At 68.7% G+C, this 6,636-nt stretch carries 5 protein-coding genes; 4 read left to right on the plus strand and 1 reads right to left on the minus strand.

What is annotated here, in order from left to right:
- Positions 1–386: 386 nt before the first annotated feature.
- The 3 genes from ACFWIW_RS37765 to ACFWIW_RS37775 all read left to right on the plus strand — a co-directional run bounded on the left by ACFWIW_RS37765 (position 387) and on the right by ACFWIW_RS37775 (position 3,214).
- A complete protein-coding gene (locus ACFWIW_RS37765; protein ID WP_378372871.1) occupies positions 387–1,055 on the plus strand; it encodes an acVLRF1 family peptidyl-tRNA hydrolase in 669 nt (222 codons plus the stop codon).
- Positions 1,056–1,197: 142 nt separating this feature from the next.
- On the plus strand, positions 1,198–2,826 hold the full coding sequence (locus tag ACFWIW_RS37770; RefSeq protein WP_378372872.1) for an ABC-F family ATP-binding cassette domain-containing protein: 1,629 nt from the start codon (positions 1,198–1,200) through the stop codon (positions 2,824–2,826).
- Positions 2,827–3,004: 178 nt separating this feature from the next.
- Complete coding sequence (locus tag ACFWIW_RS37775; RefSeq protein WP_003071237.1) at positions 3,005–3,214, plus strand: helix-turn-helix domain-containing protein; 210 nt, start codon at positions 3,005–3,007, stop codon at positions 3,212–3,214.
- On the opposite strand, the gene ACFWIW_RS37780 is transcribed toward ACFWIW_RS37775, so the two are convergent.
- Positions 3,215–4,516, minus strand: a complete 1,302-nt coding sequence (locus ACFWIW_RS37780; protein WP_378372873.1) for a glycosyltransferase 87 family protein — start codon at positions 4,514–4,516, stop codon at positions 3,215–3,217.
- Between the two features lie 146 nt (positions 4,517–4,662).
- Here ACFWIW_RS37780 and ACFWIW_RS37785 point away from each other — a divergent pair, with 146 nt between their 5' ends.
- Complete coding sequence (locus ACFWIW_RS37785) at positions 4,663–6,528, plus strand: ABC transporter ATP-binding protein (RefSeq protein WP_378372874.1); 1,866 nt, start codon at positions 4,663–4,665, stop codon at positions 6,526–6,528.
- Positions 6,529–6,636 lie beyond the last annotated feature (108 nt).

Raw genomic sequence — 6,636 nt, forward strand, 5'->3', positions numbered from 1 at the left:
CAGCCGAGGGAAGGGGGCCTTCACGCGCTGTGGGTCGGGTGGTGTCGCGAAAGTGGCTTTCGCGACACCAGTCGCAGCTGGGAGCGTGGCGCTTACTTGCCCCGCAGTCGCGGCGTGCGTTGCGAAATCCACATTCGCTGCCTTCAACGTTGCCAAGGTGGCTTTCGCGACGCCCACACGTGTCTGCCGTTGCCGCGAAACGGCGACAGCCGCACGGGCAGGGCCTTCTGGCTTGCCGTGTGGGTCGGGTGATGTCGCGAAAGCCACTTTCGCGACGTCTGGTGTCCCGAAAGTGGCTTTCGCGACACGGCCGCAGCCGGAGCGTCGCCGCGAAACGGCAACGACCGACCCCTGCCGATCCGCGCCACGCCCCGTACGTTGGACCCATGGCGAGGGAGCGGCAGGTGGCGGGCGGGGGCCGGGCGGTCGAAATCGCGCCGGATCGCCTCGAAGGCTGGTACGCCCGTTTCGCCGTCCGCAACGAGGGCGTCCGCGAGACCGAGCTGCGCCCCGACACCGTCACCGTCATCGCGGGCAACGGCGTGGTAGCCCTCGCGACCGTCCCTTTCGGACCGCTGAACACCGAAGGAACCGAGCCGGGTCTCGCCGTCGGCCCGCTCATCGAACACGCGCTGATCTCGCGCAGGATCGCGCTCCTGCTGGTACGCCGCGGCGGGCACAGTGTCGGGATCGCGCGCGGGGGAGTGGTCGTCCAGTCCAGGACGGACCGGCATCTGGTCCAAGGCCGGTCCGCGGCGGGCGGGTGGTCGCAGCAACGGTTCGCGCGGCGCCGGGAAGGGCAGGCCCGCACGGCGCTACGGGCCGCCGCGGACGACGCCTTCGAGGTGCTCGTCCCTCAACTGTCCGAAGTGGACGCAGTCGTCCTCGGTGGTGACCGCCGGGCCCTGGACACCCTGCGCGAGGACAGGCGGCTGGCGCCGTTGTTCCAGCGTGCCGAGCCCCGCGTGCTCGACATCGCCGAACCGCGCCGCACGGTGCTCGAAGACGCGGCGGAGCGGGCCGTCGCGGTCGAAATCACCCTCGCCGGGCCGTGACGTCCGGCACGGTCCGATAAAACCGTTCGACACCGGCCCGTACACTGGTCGCGTGGACATCCTCTTGGAGTAGCTCCTCGCCGGCCCGTCGGCCGGCGAGTCGAAGCTGTCCGCTCATCCACCCCTTGTACCGGGAGTTCCCGTGATCACGGCCTCTGGCCTTCAGCTGCGCGCTGGTTCGCGCATTCTGCTCGACGACGCCAATCTCCGCATCCAGCAGGGCGACCGCATCGGCCTGGTCGGCCGCAACGGCGCCGGCAAGACCACCTCGCTCAAGGTGCTGGCGGGGGAGGGCGAGCCGTACGCGGGCGAGGTCCGCCGCAGTGGCGAGCTCGGCTACCTCCCGCAGGACCCGCGCGAGGGCGACCTGTCCGTCACCGCGAAGGACCGGGTACTCTCCGCGCGCGGCCTCGACTCCTTGCTGCGCAACATGGAAAAAGCGCAGAACGCGATGTCGGAGCTGGTGGACGAGAAGGAACGCGACAAGGCGGTCAACCGCTACAGCCGCCTCGAAGAGCGCTTCGCCTCCCTCGGCGGGTATGCCGCCGAGAGCGAGGCCGCGCGGATCTGTTCCAACCTCGGCCTCGCCGACCGGGTGCTCGCGCAGACGCTGCAGACGCTCTCGGGTGGTCAGCGCCGCCGCGTGGAGCTGGCCCGCATCCTGTTCGCCGCCGCCGAAGCGGGCGCGGGCGGCAAATCCGAGACGATCCTGCTGCTCGACGAGCCCACCAACCACCTCGACGCCGACTCCATCAACTGGCTTCGAGGCTTCCTGAAGCAGCACGACGGCGGTCTCGTGGTCATCAGCCACGACGTCGAACTGCTCGCGGACGTGGTCAACAAGGTGTGGTTCCTCGACGCGACCCGTGGCGAGATCGACCTCTACAACATGGGCTGGCAGCGCTATCTCGACGCGCGCGCCACCGACGAGAAGCGCCGCCGCCGCGAACGCGCGAACGCCGAGAAGAAGGCGTCCGCGCTGCAGCAGCAGGCCGCCAAACTGGGCGCCAAGGCGACGAAGGCCGTGGCCGCCAAGAACATGGCCCGCCGCGCCGAGCAGATGCTGTCCGCGCTCGACGAGACCCGGCAGGCCGACAAGGTCGCCCGGATCAAGTTCCCCGAGCCCGCCCCGTGCGGCCGGACCCCGCTCACCGCGGAGGGGCTCTCGAAATCCTACGGATCGCTCGAGATCTTCACCGGCGTCGACCTCGCCATCGACCGTGGCTCCAAGGTCGTCGTGCTCGGATTGAACGGCGCCGGAAAGACGACTTTGCTCCGGCTGCTCGGCGGAATGGAAACTCCGGATACCGGCGAGACCATTCCAGGTCACGGATTGCGTTTGGGCTATTACGCACAGGAGCATGAAACGCTCGACCACGATGCGTCCGTGTGGGAAAATATCCGTCACCTGGCACCGGACACCGGAGCGCAGGAGTTGCGGAACCTTCTCGGCTCGTTCCTGTTCACCGGCGAGCAGCTCGATCAGCCCGCCGGCACGCTCTCCGGTGGTGAGAAGACGCGGCTCGCACTCGCCGGTCTGGTGTCCAGCGCTGCCAACGTTTTGCTGCTCGACGAGCCGACGAACAACCTGGACCCGGCCAGCCGTGCCCAGGTCCTGGACGCCTTGCGCAGCTTCGCCGGGGCGGTCGTCCTGGTGACGCACGACCCGGGCGCGGTCGAGGCGCTGGAGCCGGAACGCGTGATCCTCCTGCCGGACGGAACCGAGGACCATTGGTCGGCGGATTATCTGGAACTTGTCCAGCTTGCGTGAGGCTTGCGTCCGTTCGGGTGCTTGATCGATGCCATCCGGCCACTGAAATGGCCCAATGTGATCGCGGTTTCAGCAGTTTTGCGCTCGTCGTCTGGCATTCCGGCGCTCAGTGTTCGATCATTGCGGCGACAGGGGCCGTTATGTGGCCCAGAACACTCTCGGCGGGAAGGCGATCGACGTGGCTGATCTCAAGAAAGGCGCGCGGATCACCGGCAACACGCGTGACAAGCTGGCCGCTGACCTGAAGAAGAAATACGAGAAGGGCTCGAGCATCCGCGCTCTTGCGGAGTCCACGGGTCGCTCGTACGGGTTCGTGCACCGGGTCCTCTCGGAGTCCGGCGTCCAGCTGCGCGGCCGTGGCGGTGCCACCAGGGTCAAGAAGAAGTAGTCACGAGGAAGTAGCGGACTGCTGCGCGGGGGGCGCAGTTCCCTTTCCGGGGACCGCTGTTTCACGGGTTTCCGCGGCGAGGAAGGCCAGCCTGGCACCGAGCAGGACCAGCGGATACACCAGGTAGCCGTACCGCGTCGCCGGAGTGAGCATGATCAGCGCGACGAGCCCGACGGCCATGCGCAGCAACGCGTCCGAACCGGTCGCGGGCGGGCGTCGCAGCAGCCAGACGAGGATCGCGACGGCCGCGATCCCGAGCAGGACGAAGGAAACCGCCGTGCCCACCGGGCCGAGCGAGGCGATGAGGTGGCCGGGCAACGGGCTCGCCGCCGGTGACTTGATCACGCCGATTCCCAGCGGGAACCGGAAGACGTGCTCGGCGAACGCCTTGGGGTCCACCAGATACACGGGTACGTGCAGGACGAGGGTCGTCACCACGAGTGCCGCGGCGAATCCGCCCAGTGCGCGAGGACCACGCCGCGTGATCAACAGGACACCGAGCACCACGATCGCCGGCGCGACGATGAGTTTCGCGCTGACCACCAGTGCCAGCACCAGACCCGACAGGATCGCACGGCCCGTCGTGGCCAATGCGAAGGACAGCACCAGCAGCCCGACGATGGCGAGATCCGGGCCGGCGACCGCCCAGGTCAGCGCGGTCAGCGGGCAGGCGAGGGCGAGTTGTGCCGCGCTGACCGGGATCTTCGGCCACTTCAGCAGCCGCAGCGTCAGCAGTACGCACGCGACGGCCGCCAGCGCGAACATCCAGCGCGCGTCGGTGAGGGCGTTCGCGACCGGCCCGCCGCCGGACAAGGCACGCGGCAGGCCGAAGACGGTCATCACCGGACCGTATGGCGTGTAATCGTTTACTTCCACCGCGCGACCGAGCGCGGTGACGTCGACGTACGGGGTTCCGTTCTCCAGAAGGAGTTTCGCCGACCGTTCGATGACCCAGACCTCGGGCTGCGCGGCCCACGAGTCCGGCGTGACGAGCCAGTCCACTCCGGTCAGACGGCGAATGACGAGCATTCCCAACGGAAGGATCATGGCGAACAACCCGATGGCGCCGATACCGATCCACCGCGAACCGAGTGCGCCGGGCAGTCGCTTGCCGCGCCGCGCGGCGATCGTCAGCCAGCCGGTGTGGACCACGGCGAGCCCGTAACCCGCTACAGCGAAGTTCGCCCACACGCGATAGCCGTAGAATTCCGCGACGGCGGTGTTCACGACGGCGAAGATCAGGCAGCCCGTGTAGAAGACCAGGTCGATGGTCAGTCGTCGCCGGTCTGGGTCCTTGGTCACCGGCTCAGGCTACCGACGCGGCCACGCCCGCCGGAAAGAGGACGCGGAAACCGGGAAGCATCCGGTGTGCCGCGGTGTTGGTCTTGCTTATATCCGGGAAAACTCTCGACTAATATCGAGGTTTTGGGGGCTGAGAGAGGGTTCTCATGGACAACACGTACGCGCTGATGAACTCGGCGATGAGATCCGCCGATGTTCCGAAGGGGCTGCACAAGGGGACGCTCCGCCGCGTCGCGCGGTTCGCCAGGCCGCACTGGCGGAGATTGCTGATATTCCTGGTGCTCACCGTCGTTTCTGCGGTACTGGCGGTGAGCACGCCGGTGCTGGCGGGGAAGGTGGTCGACGCGATCATCGGCGGGCACGACGTCGCGCTGGTGGTGTGGCTCGCCGTCGTGATCGCGGCGCTGGCGCTGATCGACGCCGGGCTCGGGCTGGCCGAACGGGCGCAGTCGTCGCGGATCGGGGAGGGGATCATCCTCGACCTGCGGCTCGCGGTGTACCGCCACGTGCAGCGGATGCCGGTCGCGTTCTTCACCCGCACCCGCACCGGCGCGCTGGTGAGCAGGCTCAACAACGACGTCATCGGCGCGCAGCGCACGTTCACCGCGACACTGTCCGGTCTGGTCACCAACGTGATCCAGCTGGCGCTGTCGCTGGTGGTCATGGTGACGCTGTCCTGGCAGGTCACGTTGCTGGCGCTGGTGCTGCTGCCGGTGTTCATCCTGCCGACGCGGCGGCTCGGGCGGCGGATGGCCGGGCTGCAGCGGGAGGCGGGCGGGCTCAACGCGTCGATGACCACGCAGATGACGGAACGGTTCTCCGCGCCGGGAGCGACGCTGGTGAAACTGTTCGGCGATCCGGAGCGCGAGACCGGCGAGTTCGGCGCGCGGGCCGGACGGGTGCGCGACATCGGCGTTCGCACGGCGATGCTGACGCGCTGGTTCCTGACCAGCCTGACCACGGTCTCGGCGCTCGCGCAGGCGCTGGTCTACGGGCTGGGCGGTTACCTGGCGCTGACCGGGGCGCTCGCGCCGGGCACCGTCGTGGCGCTGGCGTTGCTGCTGACCAGGCTGTACTCGCCGCTGACCGCGCTGGCGAACGTCCGCGTGGACGTGATGACCGCGCTGGTGTCGTTCGAGCGGGTCTTCGAGGTGCTCGACCTCAAGCCGATGATCGAGGAGAAGCCGGACGCGCGACGGGTTCCCGAAGGCCCGGTTTCGGTGGAGTTCTCGGACGTCCGCTTCGGTTACCCGGCGGCGGACCGGTACTCGCTGGCGTCGCTGGAGGACGTGTCCACTTTGGATCACCGGGGTGGCGAGGAGGTGTTGCACGGCATCAGCTTCCGAGCCGAACCCGGGCAGATGGTGGCATTGGTGGGATCGTCCGGCGCGGGCAAGTCGACGATCGCCTCGCTGCTGCCGCGGCTGTACGACGTCGACGCCGGGTCGGTTCGTCTGTCCGATGTGGACGTTCGCGAGCTGGAGTTCGCCTCGCTGCGGGAAACCGTCGGCGTGGTGACCCAGGACGGGCACCTCTTCCACGACACCATCCGCGCGAACCTCGAGTACGCACGGCCAGGGGTCACCGACGCCGAGATCTGGTCGGCGCTGGAGAAGGCGCGCCTGGGCGAGTTGATCCGGGACCTGCCGGACGGGCTGGAGACCGTGGTGGGGGAGCGGGGCTACCGGCTCTCCGGCGGTGAACGGCAGCGGCTGACCATCGCCCGGCTCCTGCTGGCGCAGCCGAAGGTCGTCGTCCTCGACGAGGCGACCGCGCATCTGGACTCGCAGTCCGAGGCGGCCGTGGGCGAGGCGCTGACCGACGCCCTGGACGGGCGGACCGCGCTGGTCATCGCACACCGGTTGTCGACGGTTCGGGCGGCGGACCAGATCCTGGTGATCGAGCACGGGGAGATCGTCGAGCGGGGGACGCACGAAGAGCTTCTCGCGCGCGAAGGCCGCTACGCGTCGCTGTACCTGACGCAGTTCTCGGAGGAACCCGCGGCCGCGTGACCCTCAGGTGCCTCGTGAGTGGCGAGGACGGTTAGAACCGTCCACGCCCCACCACAGGGGGGGAGGCGCGCAGGGGGGGGTGACCACCCCCCACATGCGCCAGGGTAG

This window comes from Amycolatopsis sp. NPDC058340, assembly GCF_042723975.1.
GTDB lineage: Bacteria > Actinomycetota > Actinomycetes > Mycobacteriales > Pseudonocardiaceae > Amycolatopsis.